The organism is Pseudomonas entomophila (assembly GCF_013523165.1).
In the GTDB taxonomy this organism is placed as follows: Bacteria; Pseudomonadota; Gammaproteobacteria; order Pseudomonadales; family Pseudomonadaceae; genus Aquipseudomonas; species Aquipseudomonas entomophila_A.
Genome location: NZ_JAAMQI010000012.1, coordinates 1 through 25,806 on the forward strand (window position 1 = coordinate 1; position 25,806 = coordinate 25,806).

A 25,806-nucleotide genomic window follows, 5' to 3' on the forward strand; every position below is an offset into this window, starting at 1 on the left:
GCTCGGAGGCGCCAAAGGTCAGTCGGGCGGGCTGGGTGGCCTGCTGTCAGGGGCCGGGGGCGGCGCCATGGCCGCCAGTGCCCTGGGCGTGCTGATGGGCAGCAAGAAGGCCCGCAAGTATGGTGGCAAGGCGCTCACCTATGGTGGCCTGGCTGCCCTGGGCGTGCTGGCCTACAAGGCGTTGGGCAACTGGCAGGCACAGCAGGGCCAGGCCAGTGCTGCCGAGCCGCAGACCATCGACCGTCTGCCGGCCGATCAGGCCGAGCAGCACAGCCAGGCCATTCTCACGGCCCTGGTGGCCGCGGCCAAGGCCGACGGGCATGTGGATGAGCAGGAGCGCGCCGCCATCGAAGGTGAGTTCGTCAAGCTGGACAACGATCCAGAGATGAAACACTGGCTGCGCCAGCAGCTCGAGCGCCCCCTGGACCCGGCCGAGGTCGCGCGTGCTGCGCAGACACCGGAGATGGCCGCCGAGATGTACCTGGCCAGCGTCATGGTGGTCGATCAGGAAAGCTTCATGGAGCGCGCCTACCTCGATGAGCTGGCTCGCCAGCTGAAGCTGGAGCCAGCCCTGCGCCAGGCGCTCGAAGACCAGGCCAAGGCAGCTGCAGAGGCCACCCCACAGCCCTGACGTCGCCCTGGGCAAGGACGCCCCCGTTCGTTACCAGATCAGCCGCAACGCATGAGACGCGTGCGCTATACTTCGGCGATTTTTCCGCTCGTTGTATCGCTGAGGGCTGACCGTGAAGAACTGGACACTGCGCCACCGCATCCTGGCAAGCTTTGCCGTGATCATCGCCATCATGCTGCTGATGATCGTGGCGGCCTATTCCAGGCTGGTGGCCATCGAAGCCAGCGAAGAAGCCGTCGGCTCGGACAGCATCCCGGGCGTCTACTACAGTTCGATGATCCGCAGCGCGTGGGTCGACAGCTACGTCACCAGCCAACAGCTGGTCGGCCTCAGCGGCCATCGCGAGATCAATTCGACGGACCTGGAGCTCTACAAGAACTTCGAGGACCGCCTCCAGCAACACATGGCCAGCTACCAGGGCACCATCCGCACCCCGGACGACCAGGCCAGCTTCGACGTCTTCGTCAAGCTGCAACAGGACTACCTGACGTTGATCGGCCAGGTGCTGGCGGCCTACCGGCAGCGTAACTATGTCGAGGCCGAACGGTTGATCACCGAGCAATTGACGCCGGTCTGGATGGAGGGGCGCAAGCACCTCAACACGGTCATCGAGCGCAACCGCGAGGCCGCCGACCAGGCCAGCGATGCGATCGTCGTCGCCGTGGCCACGGCCAAGGGCAGCATGATCGTGTCCCTGGCGCTGGCGATCATCGCCGCCGGGGTGTGTGGCTTGCTCCTGCTGCGCGCCATCACCACGCCCATGCGCGCCATGGTCGAAGCCCTCGACCGCCTGCGCTCCGGCGACCTGAGCATGCGCCTGAACCTGGACCGCAAGGATGAGTTCGACGCCGTGCAGACCGGCTTCAACGACATGGCCGAATCGCTCGCGACCCTGGTTTCCCAGGCCCAGCGCTCGTCGGTACAGGTCACCACCTCGGTCACCGAGATCGCCGCCACCTCGCGCGAACAGCAGGCGACTGCCACCGAGACGGCCGCGACCACCACCGAGATCGGCGCTACCTCCCGGGAAATCGCGGCGACCTCGCGTGACCTGGTGCGCACCATGACCGAGGTGACCTCGGCGGCGGACCAGGCTTCGGTGCTCGCCGGTTCCGGCCAGCAGGGGCTGGCGCGCATGGAAGAGACCATGCACCAGGTGATGGGCGCCGCCGACCTGGTCAACGCCAAGCTGGCGATCCTCAACGAGAAGGCCGGCAACATCAACCAGGTCGTGGTGACCATCGTCAAGGTCGCCGACCAGACCAACCTGCTGTCGCTCAACGCCGCCATCGAAGCCGAGAAAGCGGGCGAGTACGGCCGAGGCTTCGCCGTGGTCGCCACCGAGGTGCGTCGCCTTGCCGACCAGACCGCCGTGGCCACCTACGACATCGAGCAGATGGTGCGCGAGATCCAGTCCGCGGTGTCGGCAGGGGTGATGGGCATGGACAAGTTCTCCGAGGAAGTACGCCGGGGCATGTTCGAAGTGCAGCAAGTGGGCGAGCAGCTGACCCAGATCATCCACCAGGTCCAGGCCCTGGCCCCTCGTGTGCTGATGGTCAACGACGGCATGCAGGCCCAGGCCACCGGCGCCGAACAGATCAACCAGGCCCTGGCCCAGCTCAGCGACGCCAGTACCCAGACCGTCGAATCGCTGCGCCAGGCCAGTTCGGCGATCGATGAGCTGAGCCAGGTCGCGGTCGGATTGCGCGGCGGCGTGTCGCGCTTCAAGGTGTGAGCCCGGTGAGCCTGTCGACGTCCGCGCCTTCGTCCTCGACCCATGCCAAGGGCACGCTGTACCTGCAGTTCACGCTGGGCGAGCAGCGCTTTGCCCTGGACGTGCGCGACGTGATCGAAGTGCTGCCTTATCGCCCGCTCAAGCCGATCGCCGAAGCGCCGGAGTGGGTCGTCGGCATCCTGGCTCACCGCGGACGGCTGGTTCCGGTCCTCGACCTGTCGGTGCGCAGCGTCGGCCGGCCGGCACAACGGCGCACCAGCACGCGCCTGGTGCTGGTGCATTACCGGCCCGACACGGTCGCGCCGCCCCAGCCATTGGGGCTGGTGCTGGAGCGGGCCACCGACACCGTGCGTCGCCCGCGCGAGGCGTTCAAGCCCTACGGGCTGGACACAGGCCAGGCGCGCTACCTGGGGCCGGTGCTCGAGGATGCGCAGGGCCTGTTGCAGCGCATCGAGGTCCCGCAGTTGTTGCCTGACGATGTGCGTGCCGTGCTGTTCCCCGCGCCGATCGAGGCGAAACCATCATGATCGAGCGGCGGTTCTTCGACTTCCTTCACGAGCGGATCGGGCTGGATGTCGCCTCGGTCGGCGAAACCATGGTCCAACGCGCCTTGCGTCAGCGCTGCGACGCGCTGGGGCTGAGCGGTCTGGACGCCTACTGGCTCCGCCTGCAGCATTCGACGCAGGAGCAGCAGGCACTGATCGAAGCGGTCATCGTTCCGGAAACCTGGTTCTTCCGCTACCCCGAGTCGTTCAACGCGCTGGCGGCCCTGGCCCGTGCACGCCTGGCCGCGCTCCACGACAGCCGACCCCTGCGCCTCCTGAGCCTGCCCTGTTCCACGGGCGAGGAGCCGTATTCGATCGCCATGGCCCTGCTCGATGCCGGCGTGCCGGGCAGCGCGTTCAGGATCGACGCCATGGACATCAGTCCGGACTCGATCGCCAAGGCCGAGCGTGGCGTGTATGGGCGCAATGCCTTTCGCGGCACCGACCTGGGGTTTCGCGACCGCTATTTCCAGGCCGATGCCGAGGGGCACCGGCTCGATGAGCGGGTCCGACGTCAGGTCGACCTGTGCCCCGGCAACCTGCTCGACCCGCGGCTCGAAGCCCGCGCCGGGCATTACGATTTCGTGTTCTGTCGCAACCTGCTGATCTATTTCGACACCCCGACGCAGCAGCGCGCCTTCAAGGTGCTGACGTTGATGACGCACGCGGACGGTGTCCTGTTCATCGGCCCGGCCGAGGGCAGTCTGCTAGCGCGCCTGGGCATGCGCCCGCTGGGCGTCCCGCAGTCGTTCGCCTACGTCCGCCAGGCGCCGTCACCGGCGCCCCGCGCGCCGACGAGCCAGCCTCGAGCGTTTTCTTCTCCACCGGCGCCTCGGCCCATGCCTGCACCGTCTCGCCCGTTGCGCCCGATGATGCCCGCATCGACCCCGGTCGCCGCGCCGGTTCGTCGCGACGGCGAAGCCGAGATGCTGGCGCAGATTCGTGCCCAGGCCAACGCCGGGGACAGCGACGAAGCGCGCCGAACCTGCCAGCGCTACCTGCAACAGTTCGAACCACGCGCGCAGGTGTTCTACTGGCTGGGCCTGCTCAGTGATACTGCCGGCGATACCGCGCAGGCCCAGCAGCTATACCGCAAGGCGCTGTACCTGGAGCCCCAGCATGCCGAGGCGTTGGCGCAACTGGCCGCCTTGCTGACGGCCAGTGGCGATGCGCCAGGCGCACGACGCCTGCTGGCGCGCGCGGCACGTGCACGCGGGGAGGTTGAATGATGGACGCGCCACGGATCCCCTTGATCGCCGAGGATGCTGACCGCATCGACGATTGCTGGAACCGCATCGGTGTGCAAGGCGACCGCAGCTGCGCGCGGCTGGCCGAGTACGTGCACTGCCGCAACTGCGAGGTGCATGCCGAGGCGGCGACGCGCCTGCTCGACCGCTATGCGCTGGTTCGCCAGGAGGCCGAGGCCGAGCAGGCGGTGCCGGTCTCGCCAGTATCTGCCAGCGCTCGTCCGCTCTTGCTGTTTCGCCTGGGGCAGGAGTGGCTGGCCTTGGCCACGGCCTGCCTGGTGGAGATCGCACCGATGCAGGCCATTCATTCGTTGCCCCATCAACGCTCACAAGCCTTGCAGGGCGTGGCCAACGTGCGGGGTGCCCTGGTGCCGTGCCTGTCGCTGGCTGCGCTGTTGCAGATCGACCCCGGACCGTCGCCTGCCATGGCCCGGCGCTGCGTACCCCGGATGCTGACGCTCACCACCCCCCAGGGGCCGGTGGTGCTGCCCGTGGACGAAGTCGACGGCATCCACCGGCTGGAGGACGACGCGCAGGCGAACGAAGGGCAGGCCGCTCCGTTCACCACCGCGTTGGTGCGCTGGCGCGACCGCACCGTGCGCGTGCTCGACCAGCAGCAAGTAGTGGCCGCCGTGAACCGGAGCCTGTCATGACCCCCGACCAGATGCGCGATGCCTCGCTGCTGGAACTGTTCGCCCTGGAGGCCGAGGCCCAGACGCAGGTGCTCAACCTCGGCCTGCTGTCGCTGGAGCGCGACCCGCGCCAGGCCGATCAGCTCGAGGCATGCATGCGCGCGGCGCACTCGCTCAAGGGGGCGGCACGCATCGTCGGCCTCGACGTCGGGGTGCAGGTCGCCCACGTCATGGAGGACTGCCTGGTCGCCGCCCAGCAGGGGCAACTGCGCCTGCGCGCCGAACACATCGATGCGCTGCTGCAGGGCACCGATCTGCTGATGCGCATCGCCACGCCGAGCGATACCCAGGCCCCTCACGATGTGCCGGGCTTCCTGGCCCGCGTCGCTGCGCTGCTGACCCCGCACGCCAGCCCCGGGCGCACGGCAGAGCCGCCTGCCCCCGAGTCGCCGCCCGCACCGCCGAGCCCCCTGCCGGTCGTCGCAGAACCGGTCGCCTCGCCAGCCTCCAGGCGGGCCGGGGAGGGCACCGAACGGGTACTGCGCGTCACCGCCGATCGGCTCGACAGCCTGCTGGACCTGTCCAGCAAGGCCTTGGTCGAGACGCAGCGGCTCAAGCCATTGCTGACTACCCTGCAGCGGCTCAGGCGCCTGCACGACCAGGGCATGCGCGCACTCGACGATCTGCGCACCCAGATCGAAGGCAAGACCCACGATGTCGAGGTGATCGACGCGCTGGCGCAGACCCAGCGCCTGCTCGTGCAGACCCGTGAAGTGCTGCAGCAACAGGCCGCCGAGCTGGACGAATTTGGCTGGCAGGCCGGCCAGCGTGCGCAGTCGCTCTACGACACCGCACTGGCCTGTCGCATGCGGCCGATCGCCGACGTGTTGACCGGGCAGGGCCGCATGGTGCGCGACCTGGGACGGTCGCTGGGCAAACAGGCCCGGCTGCACATCGAGGGCGACAAGACCCAGGTCGATCGCGACGTGCTGGAGAAGCTCGACGCGCCCTTGACCCACCTGTTGCGCAACGCGGTGGACCATGGCCTCGAGCTGCCTGCGCAACGAGCGCTGGCCGGCAAGCCCGAGCAGGGCACGATTCGTCTGCGCGCCTCGCACCAGGCCGGCCTGTTGGTGCTCGAGCTGAGCGACGACGGTGCCGGGGTCGATCTGCATGCCCTGAGCCGCAGCATCGTCCAGCGCGGCCTGTCGCCGGCCGAGACGGTGGCCGACATGAGCGAAGAGGAGTTGCTCAGCTTTCTGTTCCTGCCAGGCTTCAGCCTGCGTGACACCGTGACCGAAGTGTCCGGGCGTGGCGTCGGGCTGGACGCCGTGCAGCACATGGTGCGCGAGCTGCACGGGGCGATTCGCCTGACCCAGGTGGCCGGCCAGGGCTGTCGCTTCCACCTCGAAGTACCCCTGACCCTGTCGGTGGTGCGCAGCCTGGTGGTCGAGGTCAGCGGCGAGGCCTACGCATTCCCCCTGGCGCACATCGAGCGCACGGTACGGGTGCCGAGCGCGTCGGTGGTGCAGGCCGAAGGGCGTCAGCATTTCTGGTACGAAGGGCAACTGGTCGGCCTGGTCGCCGCCAGTCAGCTGCTCGACCGGCCCAGGGACACCGGGCAGGCCCAGGACATGCCCGTGGTGATCGTTCGTGAGCAGGAGCGCCTGTACGGGGTGGCGGTCGACCGCCTGCTGGGCGAGCGCGTGCTGGTGGTGATGCCGCTCGACCCTCGGTTGGGCAAGGTGCAGGACATTTCGGCCGGCGCGCTGCTGGACGATGGTCGCGTGGTGCTGATCGTGGACGTCGAGGACCTGCTGCGCTCGGTGGACAAGCTGCTTGGCACCGGGCGGCTGGAGCGCATCGAGCCTGGCGCCGGCACGGTCGCGGGCCTGCCGCGCAAGCGCATCCTGGTGGTGGACGACTCGCTGACCGTACGCGAGCTGCAGCGCAAGCTGCTGACGCACCGAGGCTACGAGGTGGCCGTGGCCGTGGACGGCATGGATGGCTGGAATGCCCTGCGTGGCGAGGCCTACGACCTGCTGATTACCGACATCGACATGCCGCGCATGGACGGCATCGAACTGGTCACGTTGGTGCGGCGTGACCAGCGGTTGCAGTCACTGCCGGTGATGGTGGTGTCCTACAAGGATCGTGAAGAAGACCGGCGGCGTGGTCTGGACGCTGGCGCCGACTATTATCTGGCCAAGGCCAGTTTCCATGACGATGCGTTGCTGGATGCCGTGGTCGACTTGATCGGAGTGGCGCAAGGATGAAGATTGCTCTTGTCAACGATATGCCCATGGCGCTGGAAGCCCTGCGCCGCGCATTGGCCTTCGAACCGGCGCACCAGGTGGTCTGGGTGGCCAGCAACGGCGCCGAAGCCGTCCGGCGTTGCGCCGAGCAGACACCCGACCTGATCCTGATGGACCTGATCATGCCGGTGATGGACGGGGTGGAGGCCACGCGCCAGATCATGGCCGACACCCCCTGCGCCATCGTCATCGTCACCGTCGACCGCAAGCAGAACGTGCACCGGGTGTTCGAGGCGATGGGGCACGGTGCGCTGGACGTCGTGGACACGCCGGCGTTGGGCGCCGGTGATCCACGCGAGGCGGCGGCGCCCCTGCTGCGCAAGATCTTCAACATCGGCTGGCTGATCGGCCAGCAGCGCAGCGAGGCGGTGCGCAGTCTGCCTGCGATGCCTCGGCCGAGCGTGCAACGGCAGAAGCTGGTGGCCATCGGCTCGTCCGCCGGCGGGCCTGCTGCACTGGAGGTCGTCCTGCGGGCCCTGCCCAGACACTTTCCCGCCGCGATCGTACTGGTGCAGCACGTCGATCAGGTCTTCGCCGGTGGCATGGCCGACTGGCTGAACAGCGTCTCCACCTTGCCGGTCCGCCTGGCCCGTGAAGGCGAACCGCCTCAGCCGGGTCAGGTGCTGCTGGCCGGCACCAATCACCATCTTCGCTTGCTCAGTAGTGGCCATTTGGCTTATACAGCCGACCCAGTGGACGAGATCTATCGTCCTTCCATCGATGTGTTCTTCGATAGCGTCGCGCGGTTCTGGACCGGGGACGCGGTCGGCGTCTTGCTCACCGGTATGGGGCGCGATGGTGCCCAGGGGTTGAAGGCCATGCGCCAACGCGACTTTCTGACCATTGCCCAGGACCAGCACAGCAGTGCAGTGTATGGCATGCCCAAGGCCGCTGCGGCCATCGACGCGGCAGTGGAGATTCGTCCATTGGACTGCATCGCTCAACGTTTGACGGACAGTTTCCCAACATGAAAACCTGCAATGACACGCCTGCCGCTCTCGCTGCCCGCCGAGTGATCACTCGATGAGCGAACTTTCGCTGGAGGGCTTGATGCACACCGACGCACAGTCGGCGATGGTCCTGCTGGTCGACGACCAGGCCATGATCGGCGAAGCGGTGCGTCGCAGCCTGGCGCACGAAGACAACATCGATTTCCATTTCTGTGCCGACCCGCGCCGGGCACTGGAGCAGGCCATCGAGCTCAAGCCGACGGTCATTCTCCAGGACCTGGTCATGCCGGGGCTCGACGGCTTGAGCCTGGTGCGCGAGTACCGCGCCAGCCCGGCCACGCAGGACATCCCGATCATCGTGCTGTCGAGCAAGGAGGACGCGCTGGTCAAGAGCGCCGCCTTCGCCGCGGGGGCCAACGACTATCTGGTCAAGCTGCCCGACACCATCGAACTGGTGGCGCGCATCCGCTACCACTCGCGCTCCTACCTGACCTTGCTGCAGCGCGACGAGGCGTACCGTGCCTTGCGGGTCAGCCAGCAGCAGTTGCTCGACACCAACCTGGTGCTGCAGCGGCTGATGAACTCCGACGGCCTGACCGGGCTGTCCAACCGACGGCATTTCGACGAGTATCTGGAGCTGGAGTGGCGCCGCGCCATGCGCGAGCAGCAGCAATTGTCGCTGCTGATGATCGACGTGGATTACTTCAAGGCGTTCAACGACACCTTCGGGCACCTGGCCGGCGATGAAGCTCTGCACAAGGTCGCGACGGCCATTCGCGGCTCGTGCGGTCGGCCCAGCGACTTGCCGGCGCGGTACGGCGGTGAAGAGTTCGCCCTGGTGCTGCCCAACACGTCCCCCGGTGGCGCCCGGCTGGTGGCCGAGAAACTGCGGCAGAACGTCGTGGCGCTGAACATCGCGCACACTTCGCCCCACGCCAACGCGTGCCTGACCGTGAGCATCGGCCTGGCCACCCAGGTCCCGAGCATCGGTACCCAGTGCCGGCAATTGATTCTGGCGGCGGACAAGGGGTTGTACCAGGCCAAGGCTTCGGGGCGTAATCAGGTGTGTGTCGTCTAGGTCTGGGGCAGGGGCGAGTGGCAAGCGACAGGCGGCAAGTAAAAGCAGGTCTGCGGCGCGAGTGAAGGACGCCATGTCGGCAGGGCAGAGAAGGGCCGCAGCGCGGCCCAATCGCGGGCAAGCCCGCTCCCACGGGAGGGCGCTCGTCATGCTGGTGCGTGGGCGGAATCGAGATGTATGGGAGCTGGTTTGCCAGCGATCAGGGCGTGCAGCGCCTGAGCACGCTCACGCTTGCCGCCTGCCCGCCAGCAACCGGCTTTCGCTTGTCGCTCGACACACGCCGCGAACCACCCAGCGTCTCATCGCTTCCCGGTTGCCGCGCCCTGCGGGGCTTGAGGTATACTCCTCGGCTTTTCACTGTTTACCGACGAGAGCCGCCGACCATGGAAATCCAACCGATCCTGAACACCATCAAGGACCTCACCGAGCGCTCCCAGTCCATTCGGGGGTATCTTTGACTACGATCACAAACATGATCGTCTGACCGAAGTCAACCGCGAGCTGGAAGACCCCAACGTCTGGAACAAGCCCGAGTACGCCCAGGCCCTCGGTCGCGAGCGCGCCATGCTGGCCCAGGTGGTCGAGACCCTCGACAAGCTGGCCAACGGCCTGGCCGACTGCAAGGACCTGCTCGACATGGCCGTCGAGGAAGACGACGAAGGCACCGTGGGCGACGTCGAGACCGAGTTGCAGGCCCTGGACGAATCCCTGGCCCAGCTCGAGTTCCGTCGCATGTTCAGCGGCGAGATGGACATGAACAACGCCTACCTGGATATCCAGGCCGGCTCCGGTGGCACCGAGGCCCAGGACTGGGCCAACATCCTGCTGCGCATGTACCTGCGCTGGGCTGACAAGCGGGGCTTCGACGCCACCATCATCGAACTGTCCGAAGGCGAAGTCGCCGGCATCAAGGGCGCCACCGTGCACATCAAGGGCGAGTACGCCTTCGGCTGGCTGCGCACCGAGATCGGCGTGCACCGCCTGGTGCGCAAGAGCCCGTTCGACTCCGGCGCGCGCCGCCACACGTCGTTCTCGGCGGTGTTCGTCTCGCCCGAGATCGACGACAAGGTCGAGATCGAGATCAACCCGTCCGACCTGCGCATCGACACCTACCGCTCCTCCGGGGCCGGTGGTCAGCACGTCAACACCACCGACTCGGCGGTGCGGATCACCCACGTGCCGACCAACACGGTCGTGGCCTGCCAGAACGAACGTTCCCAGCACGCCAACAAGGACACCGCCATGAAGATGCTGCGGGCCAAGTTGTACGAGCTGGAGATGCAGAAGCGCAACGCCGCCTCCCAGGCGCTGGAGGACAGCAAGTCGGACATCGGCTGGGGCCACCAGATCCGTTCCTACGTGCTCGACGACTCGCGCATCAAGGACCTGCGTACCGGCGTCGAGCGCAGCGACTGCAACAAGGTGCTGGACGGTGATATCGACCAGTACCTGGAAGCCAGCCTCAAGCAGGGGCTGTAACCCTCCCGTCCGTGGCAGGCCCGTGTCGGCGCGCCTGCCAGCGCGATCCCTCACCCGCGAGGGCAATGAATACCTGATGGAAACGATGACGACATGAGCGACCTGAAGACCGAATCGCAAGACCTGCAACAGGAAGAGAACACCCTGATCGCCCTGCGCAAGGAAAAGCTTGCCGCCGAGCGTGCCAAGGGCCAGGCCTTCCCCAATGACTTCCGCCGCGACAGCTACTGCAACGACCTGCAGCAGCAGTACGTCGACAAGACCAAGGAAGAACTGGAAGCCGCAGCGATTCCGGTCAAGGTGGCAGGCCGCATCATGCTCAACCGTGGCGCTTTCATGGTCATCCAGGACATGACTGGTCGCATTCAGGTCTACGTCAACCGCAAGACCTTGCCGGCCGAAACGCTGGCGGCGGTCAAGACCTGGGACCTGGGCGACATCATCAGCGCCGAAGGCACCCTGGCCCGTTCGGGCAAGGGCGACCTGTACGTCGAGATGACCGACGTGCGCCTGCTGACCAAGTCGCTGCGCCCGCTGCCGGACAAGCACCATGGCCTGACCGACACCGAACAGCGCTACCGTCAGCGCTACGTCGACCTGATGGTCAACGAGGACACGCGTCACACCTTCCGCGTGCGCTCGCAGGTCATTTCGCACATCCGCAGCTTCCTGGCCAAGCGCGACTTCCTGGAAGTCGAGACGCCGATGCTGCAGACCATTCCGGGCGGCGCGGCGGCCAAGCCCTTCGAGACGCACCACAACGCGCTGGACATGGCGATGTTCCTGCGCATCGCGCCGGAGCTCTACCTCAAGCGCCTGGTGGTCGGTGGCTTCGAGAAGGTCTTCGAGATCAACCGCAACTTCCGCAACGAAGGCGTCTCGACCCGGCACAACCCCGAGTTCACCATGCTCGAGTTCTACCAGGCCTACGCCGACTACCGCGACAACATGGACCTGACCGAGGAACTGTTCCGCGAACTGGCGCAGCTGGTCCTGGGCAGCACCGACGTGCCTTACGGCGACAAGGTGTTCCACTTCGGTGAGCCGTTCGTGCGCCTGTCGGTGTTCGATTCGATCCTCAAGTACAACCCCGAACTCACGGCAGCGGACCTGCAGGACGTGGATCGCGCGCGCGACATCGCCAAGCGGGCCGGGGCCAAGGTGTTGGGCCACGAAGGCCTGGGCAAGCTGCAGGTGATGATTTTCGAAGAGCTGGTCGAGCACAAGCTGGAGCAGCCGCACTTCATCACTGAGTATCCCTTCGAGGTCTCGCCGCTGGCCCGTCGCAACGACGAGAACCCGAACGTCACCGATCGCTTCGAGCTGTTCATCGGTGGCCGCGAGATCGCCAACGCCTACTCCGAGCTCAACGATGCCGAAGACCAGGCCGAGCGCTTCCTGGCCCAGGTGGCCGAGAAGGACGCGGGTGACGACGAAGCCATGCACTACGACGCCGACTTCGTTCGCGCGCTGGAATACGGCATGCCGCCAACGGCCGGCGAGGGCATCGGCATCGACCGTCTGGTGATGCTGCTGACCAACTCGCCGTCGATTCGCGACGTGATCCTGTTCCCGCACATGCGCCCGCAGGCGTAAAAGGCGGCTGTGGCTTACAAAGGCACAGCCGTGCTCTGACGCGTCAGCGTCGCGATCAACGCTGGGCAAGCAGCTGGCTTGGATCCGCGGCCGGTCCGGTGCCCCGGCAGGGGCCGCGCCATCCGTAGCTGCGTTGCAGTGTTGCAGACTATCGCGATCCCCTGTGGGAGATTCTATGGTTTCTGCCAAGTGCTGATGTGGGCCCTGGCGGGCCCAATCGCGGCACAGGGGCCGCTCCTACACCCGTAGCCCCACCGCGGCATGGCAGGCCATCGCGGTCCGTGTGGGAGCGGCCCCCGTGCCGCGATCGGGCCCACAGGGCCCGTGAAATCCGCCATTCCTCCCTGTCAGATCAGCACTGCAGACGCGCGCTCATCCACATAGGCTCGATGCTTCTCGCGACACCCACCCTCTTTCAGGTTGACGCCCCCCGACCGCTCAGCTAGAAGATCGAAACCTGCCAAGGCTGCACGTCTGCACCTGTACCAGGCAAAGGCTCGCGGTCTCGGCCACTGACCTTTCCTGCTCAGACGCCCAGACCGGCCACCGCACCTTCCAAGGAGTGCTTCATGAGCGTCTGGCGCAAGCTGTTGATCCTGTCCTTCCTGCTGCTGGGCGGCTGCCTGGCGACATTCGAGCAACCCTTGCCGGGCACTCAGCCCGCACCCAAGGCGCTGCTGGGCCACTGGAGCAGCAAGGACGGCTGGGGTGAACCGGTCGACCTGGTAATCAGCGCCCTCCCGAACGACGTCTACCGGGCGAAGGTCCGCTTGCACGGCAAGCCCGCCCACAGCTATACCTTCACCGCTTCTCGCCATGGCAGGCGCTGGTACGCCTCGAGCGTGCAGCCCGATGCCCGAGGGGCGCTGATCGGTGGATTCGAATTGATCGAAAACCGGCAGCTGGTGATCTACACCCTGGACGTCGAGCTGTTGCGCCAGGCGATCACCCATCAGGAGCTGTCCGGCCGCACCACCACCGTTGGCCAGGACGAGGTCCCCGGCGCCCACATCGACAGCCCGGCCGAGCGGGTCATGGCCTACCTCGACGACCCTGCCAATTCGGACGTGTTCGTCGAGGCCGCACGGCTACAGCGCGTCGCTCGCTAACGACCCAACCCAAGGAGTACAGGGTGGACGACTACCAACAGACCATACGCGCGCTGTCCGATCGCATCGTGGCCGCGCAGACACCGATCCGCGTACTCGATGCAGTGAAATGGGACGAGAGCATTCGCCAGGGCTTCATCGAAGGCAAAGGCCGTGAGCCGCCTGCGATCGACAAGACCTACTACCAGTCGCGACCGTTGTCGTTCGACGCCAGCGCGGTCAAGGCCGAGTTCCAGAGCATCGAGCGTGACGTGACCCGTCGGCTCGGCCAGTTCAGCCCGGTCGGGCAGATCATGCGGCGGATGTGTCGCGAGTACCGCATGGTGGTGCGCATGCTCGAGGCACGCGGCACCGAAGACTTCGGGCTGATTTCCCAGGAGCTGTACGGCGCCGCCTCCGATGCGTTCCACGCGGGCGACCCGACGCTCGCCGACCTGGGCCTGATGCTCTCGGACTACCTGAACAACATCGACGGTCGCGGTGACCTGAAGGACGAGCCGAAGAACCTCACGGCCACCCAGGCCGTGGAGATCCTGCAGGCACGCCTGAACAAGGTGTTCGGCGAGACCGAAGGCACCATCCGTGTGTTCGAGTCTGATGGCATCGTCGCCGATGCCGCTGCCGGTGCCGACTACATCAAGGTGCGCGCCGACGCCATGTTCAACACGCGCGACGTTCGCGCGCTCGAAGTGCACGAAGGGCTGGTGCATGTCGGTACTACCCTCAACGGCTTGAGCCAGCCCATCTGCACGTTTCTGTCCAAAGGCCCACCGTCGTCGACCGTGACCCAGGAAGGGCTGGCCATCCTCATGGAAGTCATCGCCTTCGCCTCCTACCCCAGCCGTTTGCGCAAGCTGACCAACCGCACACGCGCCATCCACATGGTGGAGGAGGGCGCGGACTTCATGCAGGTGTACGAGTTCTTCCGCGACCAGGGCTTCGAGATGGCGGACAGCTATGGCAATGCCAGCCGTGTGTTCCGCGGGTCGGTGCCGGACGGCCTGCCGTTCACCAAGGACCTGTCCTACCTCAAGGGCTTCATCATGGTCTACAACTATATCCAGCTCGCCGTGCGCAAAGGCAAGCTGGAGCAGATCCCCTTGCTGTTCTGTGGCAAGACCACCCTGGAAGACATGCGTACCCTGCGCCAGCTGGTCGACGAGGGGCTGGTGGAGCCGCCACGCTACCTGCCCGAGCAGTTCCGCGACCTGAACGCGCTGTCGGCCTGGATGTGCTTCTCCAACTTCCTCAACCATTTGAGCCTCGATCGCATTGAAGCCGACTACTCGAACATTCTCTAGGTGCGCCCGCCGCTGGCTGCTGGGGCTCACGCTGGTGGGGCTCGGTGGGTGCAGCAGCCTGTTGTTCTACCCGGAACCCGGGCAGCCCTTCACCCCCGCCTACGCGAAGCTGGCGTTCCGCGAGCTGACCCTGACGGCCGAGGACGGTACGCGCCTGCATGGCTGGTGGCTACCGGCCAAGGCTGGCGTACCGGTCAAGGGGACCGTCCTGCACTTGCATGGTAACGGCGGCAACATGGCCTGGCACCTGGGAGGCAGCTACTGGCTGCCGGAGCAGGGCTACCAGGTGCTGATGATCGACTATCGGGGGTATGGGCTGTCCGAAGGGCGGCCTCGTCTGCCCGAGGTGTACCAGGACCTGCAGGCGGCCATGGACTGGCTGGGGCAGGCGCCGGAGGTGCAGGGCAAGCCGCTGGTGCTGCTGGGGCAAAGCCTGGGCGGTGCATTGGCCATTCATTACCTCGCCGCGCACCCTGAGCAGGCCCGACGCTTCACCGCACTGGTGCTCGACAGCGTGCCGGCCAGCTACCGCCAGGTGGGGCAGTATGCCCTGAGCACCTCCTGGCTGAGCTGGCCGCTGCAGGTGCCGCTGTCCTGGGCGGTGCCTGACGCCGATAGCCCGATCCGTTCCATGGGCCGTCTGCAAGGGCCGCCCAAGCTGTTCTTCCATAGCCTCGACGACACCTTGGTGCCGTTGGAAAACGGTCTGGCGCTGTACAAGCAGGCACCACCGCCTCGGGTCTTCCAGCTGACGCGAGGTGTTCATGTGCAGACGTTCGCCGACCCGACCTGGCGGCAGGTGATGCTACGGTTCCTCGAAGATCCGACCCGATTCGATGGATTGCGTCGATTGGGCGAGGTGCCGAATTACCCTGAAAAGCCGCAGGGGGCGAAAGGGGCAGGGGATTGATTCAGGGGGCGTCGAGCGATGGGTGAGGAACGCTGATCGTGGGCAGCAAACTTGCAGACAACGCGGTTCTGCGTTGGAGCTTGCAGACGCGCGTGGCTTTCCAGTCCTGATCCATGCACGACCACCTCGGCGGATTTCATGAGCCCTGCGGGCTCAATCGCGGCACAGGGGCCGCTCCCACAGGTGACCGCGATAGCCTGCAACGCCATGATGTAGCTACGGATGTAGGAGCGGCCCCTGTGCCGCGATTGGGCCCGCAGGGCCCACTTTGAAAAGCGCCACCCTGCCTATCGGTGTGCCCAAACGCACATCGCCGACCAGTCGGCTCTCATATCCCTCGCTATCACGATGGGTATGAAAACCGGCTGGCCGGCGATGAGACCTGCCTGATGCCTGAGCCTGGCGCCAAGACGCCAACCGCTCAGGCTATCGGTCGAGCACGCTCACTCAGTGAGTGCGCGGTGCGACAGGCTGGTTGTCGTTGGAAATGGTCACTTCCACGCGACGGTTCTGGGCACGGCCCGAGTTGCTGGAGTTGTCAGCGACGGGGTATTCCTTGCCATAACCCTGCGACACGATGCGGGCTGGATCGACACCGGCGCGGACCAGGGCCATGCGCACGCTGCCAGCACGACGCTCGGACAGGCTCTGGTTGTACGACGCCGAACCGACGCTGTCGGTGTAGCCTTCGACGATCACCTTGCGCTCTGGGTTCTCTTGAAGGAACTGAGCCAGCTTGGTGATGTTCGGGAAGGCAGTGCTCTTGAGCTCGGCCTTGTTGAAGTCGAACAGCACGTCGCCGAAGGTCACCAGGGTGCCACGGTCGGTCTGCTTGGCGTTCAGGCTGTCCTGCAGCTTCTTGATCTCGGCGTCGCGAGCGTCCAGGCGAGCCTGGGCACGCTGGGCGGCGGCGTTCTTCAGGTTGCCTTCGGCGGTGCGCAGGGCGATGGTTTCTTTCGCCACTTCGACGCGCTGGTTGGCCAGGTAGGCCAGCTGATCGACTTTCTTGTCGTCGTCACGGTCGAGGTAGGCCTTGTCGGCCTTGTTCAGCCAGTCCTGCGCGTCCTTGGTTTCCAGGGCAGCGATCTTGCTGGCCTGTGGATCGCTCTGCAGCGTCGAGAAGTTGCTGCGGGCCGCTTCCAGGTTCGGGTTGGGCTGGTGGGAGCAGGCAGCCAGACCGACGCTCAGGGCCAGCAGGGCGGGGATCATGACATGTTTACGCATAGTGGTTCATCCTTTGATCGATAACGAGTGCATGGGTCGGCAACAGGCTTATTTAGCGCTGCGCATACCTTCCTCACGCAGTTCCTCTACGCCCTGACGAGCGTCCTGGACGGCTTTCTGGGCCTTGGCGGCCTGCGCCTTGCGCTCGGCAACGCGGGCGTCCCACTCAGCCTGCTCGGCCAGGCGCTTGGCCTCTTCGTACTTCTTGTCGTGCATGGCGATTTCCGCCTTCTTGAACTTGTCCTGCGCCGACTTCATCTCGACGGCAGCGAACTCGGTGCCCCCGGCGCTCACAGCGGAATTGACCGCCGATTGAGCCACGGCATATTGCTCGGTGGGCGGGTTGCCGGCGCAACCTGCCAGGACCAGGCTGCTGCCCAGGGCCAGCGCGGCCAGCTTGAGCCCGCGCAGGTGAGTGGTCGGGTTCTTTGCGATGCGGGTCTTCATGGTGGTCAACTCCATTGGAACACTCCTGATGAACGACGATGTCCGTAGCAGTCCATCGGTGACACCCTGACAGTACGAGCGCGGATCGAAAACCGCGGACCGCCCGTGTTTACAGGGTTTTACCGTAATGGCTACTGGCTGTGACCGGGTCGTTTTTTGAATAGTTCACAGAAATTTGCGCGACGGATATTATTTTTCCTGACTGTCCAGTCAGCGTTTTTTCGCCCGGAACTTTCACGTTTCAGCGTGGTTGTACCTGCCTTGTGACTAGCGCTTGAGGACTGTTTCATCAGCGGTGGTATCGCCGCTTCTGGGGGTCTCCAAGCGGTGCAGGTGATGCCGTGCAAGTGCCAGGAAGCGAGGCGTGGCGCCCACGTCTTCGTACAGCGGATCCCCTTCCTCGTCGGTCGAGATGACGTGTTCACCCTTGACGTAGGGGAAGCTCGCTTCCAGCTCTTCGAGCGCGGCGCCGACCAGCTCGCCCAGCAGCGCGTCGACCGTGCGCCGGGGGTACATCTCGGCGAGCGCGGCCAGGCGGGCCTCGGCCTCGATATCCAGGTGCAGCACATGCTCGGTCGGGCTGAGCAGGCCGTTGGCATCCTGCTCCCAGTGCTGGGCAAGTTCACGAATCTTCATGGCAGTCTCCGGCGAACGTGGTTGGATTACTGTGTGAGACGGTCGGACCTCGGGTTAGTTGCCCGCGACCTGGGGCCTTGTAAGGCGTCTGCACAGGCGGCACTCTGAAGCCTGTGCTGTTTCCCTGGACTGGAGAGGCCCGATGACCGATATCGATCTGCGTTTGCGAGAGGATGTGCACCTGTTGGGCGAGTTGCTGGGCGAGACCATTCGCCAGCAACATGGCGATGCCTTCCTGCAGAAGATCGAAGCCATTCGCCACAGTGCCAAGGCCGACCGGAGCGGGGCGGTGGAGCAACTGCGCACTACCCTGGACGACCTGGCCGAGGACGACCTGTTACCCGTGGCACGGGCCTTCAATCAGTTCCTCAACCTGGCCAACATCGCCGAGCAGTACCAATTGATCCGCCGTCCGGAGGCCGGCCAGGCGCCGCCCTTCGAACACCGCGTGCTGCCCGAACTGCTCGCGCGCCTGAGCGACGCCGGTCACGCCCCGGCCGAACTGGCACGGCAACTGGCGAGCCTGGACATCGAGTTGGTGCTGACCGCGCACCCGACCGAAGTGACCCGGCGCACCTTGATCCAGAAGTACGACGCCATCGCGGCGCAGCTGGCGGTGCAGGACCACCGCGACCTGAGCACGGCCGAGCATGCGCGGGTGCGCGAGCGCCTGCACCGCCTGATCGCCGAAGCCTGGCACACCGAAGAGATCCGCCGCGAACGGCCGACCCCCGTGGACGAAGCCAAGTGGGGCTTCGCGGTGATCGAGCATTCCTTGTGGCACGCCGTCCCGGCGCACCTGCGCCACATCGACCAGGCACTGTTCGAGGCCACCGGTCAGCACCTGCCGCTGGACGCCGCGCCCATCCGCTTCGCCTCCTGGATGGGCGGCGATCGCGACGGCAACCCGAACGTCACGGCCGCCGTCACGCGCGAGGTCCTGCTGCTGGCGCGCTGGATGGCGGCCGACCTGTTTCTGCGCGACGTGGACCATCTGGCCGCCGAGCTGTCCATGCAGCAGGCCGACGCGGCGCTGCGGGCACAGGCCGGCGACAGCGCCGAACCTTACCGCGAGGTGCTCAAGCGCCTGCGCGAGCGGCTGCGGGCGACGCGCGCGTGGGCCCAGGCCTCGCTGCAAGGGCCGCAGCCCAGGGATCCGGCGGTACTGGTCGACAATCAGGACCTGATCGCGCCGCTGCACGCCTGCCATGCCTCGCTGCAGGCCTGCGGCATGGGCGTGATCGCCGACGGCGCCTTGCTCGACAGCCTGCGCCGTGCCCACACCTTCGGCCTGTTCCTGGTGCGCTTGGATGTGCGACAGGACGCGGCGCGGCATGCCGCGGCGCTGTCCGAGATCACCCGCTACCTGGAACTGGGCGACTATCAGGACTGGGACGAGGAGCAGCGCATCGCCTTCCTGCAGCAGGAGCTCAAGAACCGTCGGCCCCTGCTGCCGTCCTGTTTCCAGCCCGAGCCGGACACCGCCGAGGTCCTGGCGACCTGCCGCGAAGTGGCCGCGGCGCCGGCTGCCTCGCTGGGTTCCTACGTGATCTCGATGGCCGGTGCCGCCTCGGACGTGCTGGCCGTGCAGCTGCTGCTCAAGGAAGCCGGCCTGACACGGCCGATGCGGGTCGTGCCGTTGTTCGAGACCCTCGATGACCTGGATCATGCCGGCCCGGTCATGCAGCGCCTGCTCGACTTGCCGGACTACCGCGCCAGCCTGGCAGGCCCGCAGGAGGTGATGATCGGCTACTCGGACTCGGCCAAGGACGCCGGCACCACGGCGGCTGCCTGGGCGCAGTACCGGGCCCAGGAAGCCCTGGTGGACATCTGCCGCGAGCGCGACGTGGCGTTGCTGCTGTTCCACGGCCGCGGCGGCACCGTCGGGCGTGGCGGCGGTCCGGCGCACGCGGCGATCCTTTCCCAGCCGCCAGGGTCGGTGGCCGGGCGCTTGCGCACCACCGAGCAGGGCGAGATGATCCGCTTCAAGTTCGGCCTGCCGGGCATCGCCGAACAGAACCTCAACCTCTACCTGGCCGCTGTGCTCGAGGCGACCTTGCTGCCACCGCCGCCGCCCCAGGCCGACTGGCGTGCACTGATGGACCAGCTGGCCAGCGACGGGGTCCAGGCTTACCGCCACGTCGTGCGCGAGCATCCCGATTTCGTCGACTACTTCCGCCAGGCTACGCCCGAGCAGGAGCTGGGCCGTCTGCCCCTGGGCAGCCGCCCGGCGAAGCGTCGTGCCGGCGGCATCGAAAGCCTGCGGGCGATCCCCTGGATCTTCGGCTGGACCCAGACGCGGCTGATGCTGCCTGCGTGGCTGGGGTGGGAGACGGCGCTGCGCAATGCGCTGGCGAACGGGCAGGGCGAGCGACTGGCGCAGATGCGTGAACGGTGGCCGTTCTTCCGCACGCGCATCGACATGCTGGAGATGGTCCTGGCCAAATCCGATGCCGACATCGCCCGGGCCTACGACGAACGTCTGGTGCAACCCGAGCTGCTGGAATTGGGTGCGCATCTACGCGACCTATTGTCGCAGTCGTGCCAGGTCGTGCTGCAGTTGACCGGTCAGCCGGAGCTGCTCGCGCACAGTCCGCAGACACTGGAATTCATCCGCCTGCGCAACACCTACCTTGACCCCTTGCACCACCTGCAGGCCGAGCTGCTGGCCCGTGTGCGCGCGCAGGACAGCGTGCTAGACGGCCCGCTACAGCAGGCGTTGCTGGTGACCATCGCCGGTATCGCCGCCGGCTTGCGCAACACCGGCTGAGGCGAAGGGCTGCGCTGGAGCCTTCGGCACGCGCTTCATCGCAGGCCGCGCGCAAGGGGTTGCACCCTGCGCAACCTGGGCGCCCGAGGGCCTGCGAGCGTCCCCTTTCGCGACGTTGGGATGCTTGTCTGCCTGCCGGGCGCTGTGTATCTTGAGCAGCCTTTTGGCCGATTCATGGCCACGATCCGATTGTCCGGAATTGGCCCTGAGCGCCGACTCCACAGATCTGCATAAAAAAACATGAGGAGCACAAGATGCGCGTAATCCTGCTGGGAGCTCCCGGGGCCGGTAAAGGTACTCAGGCAAAATTCATCACCGAGAAATTCGGCATTCCCCAGATCTCCACCGGCGACATGCTCCGCGCTGCGGTCAAGGCCGGCACGCCGCTGGGCCTCGAGGCCAAGGCGATCATGGACGCCGGCCAGCTGGTCTCCGACGACCTGATCATCAACCTGGTCAAGGACCGCATCGCCCAGCCCGATTGCGCCAAGGGCTTCCTGTTCGACGGCTTCCCGCGCACCATTCCCCAGGCTGAAGCCCTGGTGACGGCCGGTATCGAACTGGATGCCGTGGTCGAGATCGCCGTCGAGGACGAGGAGATCGTCCAGCGCATCGCCGGCCGTCGTGTGCACGAAGGCTCGGGCCGCGTCTACCATGTGGTCTACAACCCGCCGAAGGTCGAAGGCCTGGACGATGCGAGCGGCGAGCCACTGGTGCAGCGCAAGGACGACACCGAAGAGACCGTGCGCCATCGCCTGAGCGTCTACCACCAGCAGACCAAGCCGCTGGTGGCGTTCTACCAGAACCTCGAGGCCCAGCAGGGCAAGCCCAAGTGCAGCCATATCGAGGGTGTGGGTTCGGTCGAGGCCATCACCGCCAAGGTCATGGCCGCGCTGTCCTGATCGACATCGCCTGGTATCGACGGCCCGCTTGCGGGCCGTTGTCGTTTATACTGCCGCCTTTGTCTTCTGCCTCTGGAAACCCGTTCGATGACCACCTTGCTGGCCCTGGATACCGCCACTGAAGCCTGTTCCGTCGCCCTGCTGCACGACGGTCGCGTGACCGGCCATCACGAGGTGATACCGCGCCTGCATGCGCAGAAACTGCTGCCCATGATCCAGCGTCTGCTGGCCGATGCCGGCGTGAGCCTGAGCGCGGTGGACGCGATCGCCTTCGGTCGCGGTCCGGGCGCCTTTACCGGCGTGCGCATCGCCATCGGCGTGGTCCAGGGCCTGGCCTTCGCCCTCGAGCGTCCCGTGTTGCCGGTGTCCAACCTGGCCGCGCTGGCCCAGGGGGCACTGCGTCATCATGGGGTGCAGCAGGTCGCGGCGGCCATCGATGCGCGTATGGACGAGGTGTACTGGGGCTGCTACCAGGCCCAGGACGGCGAGATGCGTCTGCTCGGCCACGAGCAGGTGCTGGCGCCGGAGCGTGCCGTGCTCGCCCCGGGCAGTGAGGGCCAGTGGTACGGCGCCGGCACCGGCTGGAGCCTGCGCGAGCGTATCGCGGCCACGGTCACGGCGTGCGACCCTGCACAACTGCCCGATGCGCTGGATATCCTGCACCTGGCCTCCGGCGCTTGGGCACGCGGCGAGGCAGTCGTCGCCGAACAGGCGCAACCGGTGTACTTACGTGATAATGTCGCTACACCCAAGGCACGCTGAACGCACGACGATAAAACCTTCGGCGCTCTGCGTGGTCCAGTCATAAGCAGGCATCGGCGAGGGAACCCGATACTGTGGGATTGCCTTCATTGCTCCCCGAGTAGATGATCCATGCGTATCGACGGTTTTTCACCCCAGTCCTACCCGGTCAAGCGCACGCCGCGAAAGCCTGCGCCGCGCGACGACGTGGCCGAGGACGCCGAGCTGGTCGAGGACACGCCGGTCCCGCCGCAGCGTGCCATGCGCCGCAACGCCGGGCTGCCTGCGCGCCAGCAGGACATGATCTACCCGCGCGCACGTGACCGGCGCACGGCCGCCGCCCTGGCCAGCTACCTGAGCACGGCCACGCTGAATGACTGGGACATGGACGTCCTGGGTCTCGACCTGTACATCTGACCGATGATCGCAACGCTTCCCTATCACTTGGGTTGCCCCTCGTGGAGCGATCCGGTCTGGCGCGACTACCTGTACCCGGCCGACGCACGCTCTACCGACTTCCTGGCGCTGTACTGCCATGTGTTCAATGCCGTCGAAGGCAATACCACGTTCTATGCGCGTCCGGCCGCAGCGACCATCGCGCGCTGGGCGCAGATCATGCCCGCACACTTTCGCTTCACGGCCAAGTTCCCCGGCGACATCAGCCACCAGGGCGACTTGCGCGACCAGATCGACGCAGCCCGGGACTTTCTCCAACTGCTGTCGCCCCTGGGGCAGCGCGTGTCGCCTGCCTGGCTGCAGTTGCCCGCTGCGTTCGGCCCATCGCGTCTCGGTGAACTGGCCGCCTTTCTCGACGGGCTCGAGGCGCACGTGGCCGTGGAGGTGCGCAACGATGCGTTCTTCACCCGTGGCGAAGACGAGCGTCGGCTCAATCGGCTGTTGCACGGCCGCGGGGTCGAGCGTATCTGCCTGGACCCGCGTGCCTTGTTCAGCGGCGACCCTCGCGAGCCGAGCATCCGGCATGCCCAGGCCAAGAAGCCTCGCGTCCCACCGCGCCCGGCGGCATTCACCGCGTTTCCACAAGTACGCTTCATCGGTCATCCGCACCTGGAGACCAACGATGCGTTTCTGGTGCCTTGGCTGGACAAGGTGGCTGCGTGGATCGAGGAAGGGCGCACGCCCTATGTGTTCCTGCATACCGCCGACAACCGCATGGCCGCAGCGCTGGCCCAGCGCTTTCACCAACAGTTGAGCCTCCGGTTGCCCGGGCTGCCGCCGTTGGATGAGTGGCCGCGTGCCCCCGAGGTCGAACAGCTGGGGCTGATCTGACGTGCGCCTTCTGCTGCGGGTGTCATGGCTGCTGGTGGCGTTCGGGGCAGTGACCTGGCAGCCCGGCTGGCGCCTGCCCTCGCAGTGGGACCCGTGGGCCACGCTCGATGTCCGGGATCCGCCCAACCTGCTGACGCCCTACAAGCTGGCCCGGCTGCGCGATGACCCTGCCTTGTGTCGCCAGGCACTGGCCACCTCGACCTTGCGTTACCGGGCCCAGGCCGACAGCCCCGGCGGTGCGCGCTGCCCCTTGCACAACGTCTGGCGCATCGAAGGCGGCCAGGCGCGGTTGAGCAGCAGCTTCCTCGCCAGCTGCCCGTTGGCGGTGGCCTATGCGATGTTCGAGATGCATGGGTTGCAGCCCATCGCCCAACGGGTGCTGGGCCAACCGGTGACCCAGGTCGATCACCTGGGCAGTTTCGCCTGTCGGAACATCTATCACCGGCAGCAGGCCCCCCTGAGCCAGCACGCGACAGCCAATGCCCTGGACATCAGCGGTTTTCGGCTCAAGGATGGCCGGCGCCTGGTCCTGCTGCGCGACTGGCACGGGACGGGGCCTGAGGCCGAGTTCCTGAAACAGGTGCGCCAGGCCGCCTGTGAGCACTTCAACACCGTGCTGGGGCCGGACTACAATGCGGCCCACCGCAATCACTTTCACCTCGACATGGGGCGTTGGCAGGTCTGCCGCTGATCTCAGGCCGTGAGGCGCACGTTGTTCAGCACCACCGGGCGCGCCCAGTGCAGGTCGAACGCCAGGTCTGTCGTCTGCTCGGCCAAGGTGGACTCGTCGAACGGAACAGGCGCCTCGTCCAGCAATGACCAATCGAACTCGGCGATCGGCAGGTGCAGCGGGCGTGGCGCTGGTCCATCGCCTGGCGCGGGCAGGGGATGCCCTTGACGCATCACGGTCGGGCGCTGCCACTGGGTCTCGACCTCCAGATGACGCTGCTGGGCGATCAGCTCGGCGGCACTGAAGGGCTCGGCGGCGGGTTCGAGCAGGTCGGCTTCCAGTTCGGCCTTGGGCAGGAACAGGGGTTCGGGCGGACGCACGTCACGGTCGCCGATCTTGCAGTCGCGTTGCGTCCTGATCAGGGCCAGGGTATCGCTGCCGGCCACCGGCTCGCCCGTGCGCGGGTCCACGGCCGCCTGAGGCGGCACGTCGTCGAGCGTCTGACCGCCTTGCTGCTCGCTCAGCGCCCGGGCGAAGAAATCCGACCACAGGTGACTGACGCCGCCGAGCGCTTGGGTGTTGTGTCGACCGTAGTGGTCGACGGGCGACAGGTAGGTCAGGCCAATGGCAAGGGTGTCGGACATGGGCAGCCGCGCGTGAAGTGGTCTGGCAGAATGGGCGATACTGTTGTATCGGCCTTGGCCGGGGTTTCATTAATCTATTCGAGTACGGGCACAGATGAGCGATTCACACGGCGACACGGGGATCAGGGTCGAGGCCCTGTCGGCAGCGTTCGAGGCACAGGCGGTGGCCTGGGCCGAGCGCCTCGATCTGCCCCGGCACGACGCCGCAGCAGGGTTTGCCGTGCAAGTGGGCGCCGATGGCCTGCAGATCCAGCAGTTGGGCCCACAGGCCCCAGGGCCGGTGCGGGTGGATTTCGTCGAAGGCCAGGCCGCGCACCGGCGTCAGTTCGGCGGTGGCAACGGGCAGATGATCGCCAAGGCGGTCGGTATCGCCCAGGGCGTGCGCCCCTCGGTCCTGGATGCCACCGCAGGCCTGGGCAAGGATGCTTTCGTGCTGGCCAGCCTGGGTTGCCAGATGACCCTGATCGAGCGTCAGCCGCTGATTGCCGCCTTGCTGGAGGATGGCATGGCGCGAGGACTGGCGGACGAGGAGGTCGGGCCGATCATCGCGCGCATGCGCCTGTTGACCGGCAACGCCATCGAACGCATGCGCACCTGGGAAGGGGAGGTGCCACAGGTGATCTACCTCGACCCCATGTTCCCGCATCGCGACAAGAGCGCGCTGGTGAAGAAGGAGATGCGGGTGTTCCGCCCATTGGTGGGCGATGACCTGGATGCCCCAGCCCTGCTCGAGGCGGCCCTCGCGCTGGCCAGCCACCGGGTGGTGGTCAAGCGGCCGCGCAAGGCGCCGATCATCGACGGACCGAAGCCCAGCCATGGTCTGGAGGGCAAGTCGAGTCGGTATGACATCTATCCGCGCCGGGCCCTCAAGGCCGAAGGACGCTGACGTTGCACCGAGCGCGTGCGCCGCTCGACGAGGCAGCCTGAACCGTGAGGCGAGCGCTGGCCTGCTGGCGC

Annotated in this window: 24 protein-coding genes; 20 read left to right on the forward strand and 4 right to left on the reverse strand. The window is 66.5% G+C overall.

Going from position 1 to position 25,806, the window contains the following annotated elements; all coding sequences use genetic code 11:
- The 13 genes from G7Z99_RS11395 to G7Z99_RS11455 all read left to right on the forward strand — a co-directional run.
- Positions 1-631: tellurite resistance TerB family protein (locus G7Z99_RS11395; RefSeq protein WP_181093858.1), on the forward strand; the 631-nt coding region annotated here is incomplete at its 5' end.
- A 112-nt stretch (positions 632-743) separates the two neighbouring features.
- A complete protein-coding gene (locus G7Z99_RS11400) occupies positions 744-2,366 on the forward strand; it encodes a methyl-accepting chemotaxis protein (RefSeq protein ID WP_181093860.1) in 1,623 nt (540 codons plus the stop codon).
- Positions 2,367-2,371: 5 nt separating this feature from the next.
- Positions 2,372-2,893, forward strand: coding sequence for a chemotaxis protein CheW (locus tag G7Z99_RS11405; protein WP_181093862.1), 522 nt, complete (start codon positions 2,372-2,374; stop codon positions 2,891-2,893).
- Positions 2,890-4,140, forward strand: coding sequence for a CheR family methyltransferase (locus G7Z99_RS11410; RefSeq protein WP_181093864.1), 1,251 nt, complete (start codon positions 2,890-2,892; stop codon positions 4,138-4,140). Before G7Z99_RS11405 ends, G7Z99_RS11410 begins: the two co-directional genes overlap by 4 nt.
- A complete protein-coding gene (locus G7Z99_RS11415; RefSeq protein ID WP_181093866.1) occupies positions 4,137-4,811 on the forward strand; it encodes a chemotaxis protein CheW in 675 nt (224 codons plus the stop codon). The genes G7Z99_RS11410 and G7Z99_RS11415 overlap by 4 nt, the downstream gene beginning before the upstream one ends.
- Positions 4,808-7,066 (forward strand): hybrid sensor histidine kinase/response regulator, encoded by a 2,259-nt coding sequence (locus tag G7Z99_RS11420; RefSeq protein ID WP_181093868.1) that lies wholly within the window; start codon positions 4,808-4,810, stop codon positions 7,064-7,066. Before G7Z99_RS11415 ends, G7Z99_RS11420 begins: the two co-directional genes overlap by 4 nt.
- The gene (locus G7Z99_RS11425; RefSeq protein WP_181093870.1) at positions 7,063-8,076 is read left to right on the forward strand and encodes a chemotaxis response regulator protein-glutamate methylesterase; all 1,014 of its coding nucleotides are present in this window, start codon (positions 7,063-7,065) and stop codon (positions 8,074-8,076) included. Before G7Z99_RS11420 ends, G7Z99_RS11425 begins: the two co-directional genes overlap by 4 nt.
- A 52-nt stretch (positions 8,077-8,128) precedes the next feature.
- Positions 8,129-9,133 carry a response regulator gene (locus G7Z99_RS11430; RefSeq protein WP_181093872.1) on the forward strand — a complete coding sequence of 335 codons (1,005 nt, stop codon included), beginning with the start codon at positions 8,129-8,131 and terminating at the stop codon, positions 9,131-9,133.
- Positions 9,134-9,516: 383 nt separating this feature from the next.
- Positions 9,517-10,612, forward strand: a protein-coding gene (gene prfB, locus G7Z99_RS11435; RefSeq protein WP_181093874.1) for a peptide chain release factor 2 whose coding sequence is annotated in 2 segments (ribosomal slippage) — positions 9,517-9,588 and positions 9,590-10,612 — 1,095 coding nt in all. Because the reading frame shifts where the segments join, the coding sequence is not laid out codon by codon here.
- A gap of 93 nt (positions 10,613-10,705) precedes the next feature.
- Positions 10,706-12,208, forward strand: a complete 1,503-nt coding sequence (lysS, locus tag G7Z99_RS11440; protein WP_181093877.1) for a lysine--tRNA ligase — start codon at positions 10,706-10,708, stop codon at positions 12,206-12,208.
- A gap of 569 nt (positions 12,209-12,777) precedes the next feature.
- Entirely contained in the window at positions 12,778-13,317 is a 540-nt protein-coding gene (locus G7Z99_RS11445; protein WP_181093879.1) for a hypothetical protein, read from the forward strand.
- Between the two features lie 23 nt (positions 13,318-13,340).
- A complete protein-coding gene (locus tag G7Z99_RS11450) occupies positions 13,341-14,618 on the forward strand; it encodes a flavohemoglobin expression-modulating QEGLA motif protein (protein WP_181093881.1) in 1,278 nt (425 codons plus the stop codon).
- Positions 14,590-15,528 carry an alpha/beta hydrolase gene (locus G7Z99_RS11455; RefSeq protein ID WP_181093883.1) on the forward strand — a complete coding sequence of 313 codons (939 nt, stop codon included), beginning with the start codon at positions 14,590-14,592 and terminating at the stop codon, positions 15,526-15,528. The genes G7Z99_RS11450 and G7Z99_RS11455 overlap by 29 nt, the downstream gene beginning before the upstream one ends.
- Before the next feature lie 447 nt (positions 15,529-15,975).
- On the opposite strand, the gene G7Z99_RS11460 is transcribed toward G7Z99_RS11455, so the two are convergent.
- The 3 genes from G7Z99_RS11460 to G7Z99_RS11470 form a co-directional block, all read right to left on the reverse strand.
- Positions 15,976-16,752 carry an OmpA family protein gene (locus tag G7Z99_RS11460; protein WP_060392810.1) on the reverse strand — a complete coding sequence of 259 codons (777 nt, stop codon included), beginning with the start codon at positions 16,750-16,752 and terminating at the stop codon, positions 15,976-15,978.
- A gap of 48 nt (positions 16,753-16,800) precedes the next feature.
- On the reverse strand, positions 16,801-17,214 hold the full coding sequence (locus tag G7Z99_RS11465) for a DUF4398 domain-containing protein (RefSeq protein ID WP_181093885.1): 414 nt from the start codon (positions 17,212-17,214) through the stop codon (positions 16,801-16,803).
- Positions 17,215-17,466: 252 nt separating this feature from the next.
- Positions 17,467-17,835 carry a pilin assembly protein gene (locus G7Z99_RS11470; RefSeq protein ID WP_181093887.1) on the reverse strand — a complete coding sequence of 123 codons (369 nt, stop codon included), beginning with the start codon at positions 17,833-17,835 and terminating at the stop codon, positions 17,467-17,469.
- Positions 17,836-17,977: 142 nt separating this feature from the next.
- On the opposite strand from G7Z99_RS11470, the gene ppc reads away from it, so the two are divergent.
- The 6 genes from ppc (at position 17,978) to G7Z99_RS11500 (ending at position 24,226) form a co-directional block, all read left to right on the forward strand.
- A complete protein-coding gene (ppc, locus tag G7Z99_RS11475) occupies positions 17,978-20,605 on the forward strand; it encodes a phosphoenolpyruvate carboxylase (protein WP_181093889.1) in 2,628 nt (875 codons plus the stop codon).
- 254 nt (positions 20,606-20,859) lie between these two features.
- Positions 20,860-21,507 (forward strand): adenylate kinase, encoded by a 648-nt coding sequence (gene adk / locus G7Z99_RS11480; protein WP_181093891.1) that lies wholly within the window; start codon positions 20,860-20,862, stop codon positions 21,505-21,507.
- 87 nt (positions 21,508-21,594) lie between these two features.
- The gene (gene tsaB / locus G7Z99_RS11485; protein ID WP_181093893.1) at positions 21,595-22,269 is read left to right on the forward strand and encodes a tRNA (adenosine(37)-N6)-threonylcarbamoyltransferase complex dimerization subunit type 1 TsaB; all 675 of its coding nucleotides are present in this window, start codon (positions 21,595-21,597) and stop codon (positions 22,267-22,269) included.
- Positions 22,270-22,380: 111 nt separating this feature from the next.
- On the forward strand, positions 22,381-22,665 hold the full coding sequence (locus G7Z99_RS11490; RefSeq protein ID WP_181093895.1) for a hypothetical protein: 285 nt from the start codon (positions 22,381-22,383) through the stop codon (positions 22,663-22,665).
- A 3-nt stretch (positions 22,666-22,668) separates the two neighbouring features.
- Positions 22,669-23,535: a DUF72 domain-containing protein gene (locus G7Z99_RS11495; protein WP_181093897.1), complete on the forward strand. Its 867-nt coding sequence runs from the start codon at positions 22,669-22,671 to the stop codon at positions 23,533-23,535.
- A 10-nt stretch (positions 23,536-23,545) separates the two neighbouring features.
- Entirely contained in the window at positions 23,546-24,226 is a 681-nt protein-coding gene (locus G7Z99_RS11500; RefSeq protein ID WP_219854188.1) for an extensin-like domain-containing protein, read from the forward strand.
- Between the two features lie 2 nt (positions 24,227-24,228).
- Here the strand turns inward: G7Z99_RS11500 and G7Z99_RS11505 are convergent, their stop codons facing one another.
- The gene (locus tag G7Z99_RS11505) at positions 24,229-24,849 is read right to left on the reverse strand and encodes an energy transducer TonB (protein ID WP_181093901.1); all 621 of its coding nucleotides are present in this window, start codon (positions 24,847-24,849) and stop codon (positions 24,229-24,231) included.
- A 94-nt stretch (positions 24,850-24,943) separates the two neighbouring features.
- On the opposite strand from G7Z99_RS11505, the gene G7Z99_RS11510 reads away from it, so the two are divergent.
- Positions 24,944-25,735, forward strand: coding sequence for a class I SAM-dependent methyltransferase (locus G7Z99_RS11510; protein WP_181093903.1), 792 nt, complete (start codon positions 24,944-24,946; stop codon positions 25,733-25,735).
- Positions 25,736-25,806 lie beyond the last annotated feature (71 nt).